The sequence below is a fragment of the Methylomonas aurea genome, assembly GCF_024505045.1.
GTDB classification, from domain to species: Bacteria; Pseudomonadota; Gammaproteobacteria; order Methylococcales; family Methylomonadaceae; genus Methylomonas; species Methylomonas aurea.
Genome location: NZ_JANIBM010000082.1, coordinates 1 through 2,193, shown reverse-complemented (window position 1 = coordinate 2,193; position 2,193 = coordinate 1). Strand labels below are relative to the sequence as shown.

Annotated in this window: 3 protein-coding genes and 1 pseudogene; 3 read left to right on the top strand and 1 reads right to left on the bottom strand. The window is 50.0% G+C overall.

The annotated features are described in order from the left end of the window. From NP603_RS21790 to NP603_RS21780, 3 genes and pseudogenes are all read left to right on the top strand, one after another. Nucleotides 1-329 (top strand): annotated as a pseudogene (locus tag NP603_RS21790) (AAA family ATPase); the annotation flags it as partial. Between the two features lie 163 nt (nt 330-492). Continuing rightward, nucleotides 493-900, top strand: coding sequence for a DUF5681 domain-containing protein (locus NP603_RS21785; RefSeq protein ID WP_256612968.1), 408 nt, complete (start codon nt 493-495; stop codon nt 898-900). Next, on the top strand, nt 897-1,382 hold the full coding sequence (locus NP603_RS21780) for a hypothetical protein (protein ID WP_256612967.1): 486 nt from the start codon (nt 897-899) through the stop codon (nt 1,380-1,382). The genes NP603_RS21785 and NP603_RS21780 overlap by 4 nt, the downstream gene beginning before the upstream one ends. Nucleotides 1,383-1,589: 207 nt before the next feature. On the opposite strand, the gene NP603_RS22140 is transcribed toward NP603_RS21780, so the two are convergent. Then, entirely contained in the window at nt 1,590-2,021 is a 432-nt protein-coding gene (locus NP603_RS22140; RefSeq protein WP_371928947.1) for a type II toxin-antitoxin system PemK/MazF family toxin, read from the bottom strand. Nucleotides 2,022-2,193: the final 172 nt, after the last annotated feature.

The following is a 2,193-nucleotide window of genomic DNA, read 5'->3' as shown; positions in this document are numbered from 1 at the left end:
CCGGCGAAGCCAAGCCCACCGTCAAAAAGCGGAAATTATCGGCGCGGGACGATGCCATTTTAACCAGTCTAAGCGAAGCCATCGCGGCGCATGGGGTAGAGCCGACCGCCGAGATAAAAGCCAAGTTTGGCGGTTTTGATTCCTTGCGCGGCAATCAGCAAAAAATCGTCAATATCGAGCATTGGCGAGAACTGGCCTACAAGGCCATCGTGGTTGATACCAATACCGAGGATGCCAAGCGTAAAGCGTTCAAGCGATGCCGCGACAAGCTGCTAAATCAGGGCTTTACCGTTGAATACGATGCGTACGCTTGGCGGATTTTCGAATGATATCGGACGGACAACGGACAGGGCCGGACAAAATTAAAAGTTGTCCGGGGTTAATAGCCGGACGGACACGGACACACTTCTATAGAAGTGTCCGGTTGTCCGGTAACCTGTCCACCGTTCAGACTGGTTAAAACCTCACTGAAACATGCAGAGATAGAACACTATGCCCACGCCAAAATTCAAACCCGGCCAGAGCGGAAACCCGGCAGGCCGACCGAAGGACAAGACCCCGGCGACATTGCTTAGAAAAGCGATTGCCGACGATATGCCGGACGTTGTTAGAAAACTGGTCGAATTAGCCAAGGGCGGCGATGTACAGGCCGCTAAAGTGTTACTCGATAGAATATGCCCACCACTCAGGCCGCAAGCCTTGCCGGTCACTATCGAAACCGGCGCCACCCTGCCGGAGACTGGCGGCAATGTCGTTACAGCTACGCTAAACGGCAGTATTGCGCCTGATATTGGTTCGATGCTGATTCGAGCCTTGGCCGAGCAAGGCAAGCTAATCGAATTGCAGGAAATGGCCGACCGTTTGCAACGGCTTGAAAAGTTATTGGAGGCTAGGCCATGAAGCCCGCCCAAGTGAACAAACTTTATGCCAAGCTGACCCCGCAAGAGCAGGCAGCGCTAGTTATGGAAGCCGTTGCAAGGCTTGATGAAAGCGAAGCTGATGCGATTATGGGGCAAGTCGAGCGCAAGCATTACATCGCTACCCATGCGGATTACACGCAGCGCATTCACGCCCTAACGGCGCTCGTCGGGCATTATGGAATCGAGTATTGGAAAAATCGGGCGCTGATGCTGATAGCTTGCGACTATGCAGAGCAAGGCAATCCGCAAGCCGAAGCCCCGGCCTTACGGTTCCTGGCGAAATGCGTGGCGCTGGAAGCGGCGATAGTCGAAGTCTGCAAGCTGGCGAAGGTCGATATTAAGGCCATCAAGAGCATGGCCGGCTGTCCTGACGAGGACGTTAAGCCGGAAGAGCTGGAAAAAGCGGATGCCGAGCTGGTTGAGCAATATACCGACATGTTTGGTGGGCTGGTGCAGGCGTAAAAAAGTGAGAGCCATTTTCCCATGCCCAAAAATGACAAAGGCTCCTTTCGGAGCCTCATTTCATAGCTACAGCTAGCTTGTCATCGCTCATGCCGTAGCTAGCTACTAAATTCTAGTAGTCTCAAATGCCTGATGCCGAAGCAGCGCAGGAACATCATAAGTATATCTCGGAGACTTCCAACGTCAATATGGCGACAAAAATTTTTTTCAAAGATGTTGAGGAAGGTGGCCTAAATTTAGTGAATGCAATACACATGAGTAAATACTGCCCATCTGCTCTCTGCCTAATCGTTGCCTAAAGTAAATGCGCTTCCCTGTTTCTTTGTCTTTCCCAATTTTGATTAGTTCCAAGCGTTCGAATGATACACGGTAAATCATATCTCCTTTAACCCATGAGTCCTTGTTTAGGAATAAGGGTATTTGCGGCATGCTTGTTCTAGGCAATTGATAGTGCCATTTTTCTACCGGCTCCGGTTTAGCTGAGCTTATAGCCAAGACTGTGCAAAGCCCGGAACAACGTTTAAGTTTTGGGGAAATAACAACAATCGGCCTTGTTTTTACCATTTCAGGCGTTTTGAACCCAGTTGTAAAATCACACATCAGAATCGTGCCAGGTTCAGGGTGAAAAGTTATGGCCACAGTCTAAAGGTCTCGAATAAAAAGGCAGTAATTCTAGAACAACGCCCTGGCTCTGTCTCCAAAATCCCACATCAATCGGTTTTTGTGCGTAGCCTAGAACAAATCTGAAATGTGATGTTGTAACCAATGGGCCAGATAACCCCGGTTATTTGTTGACACCCAACCACACCTG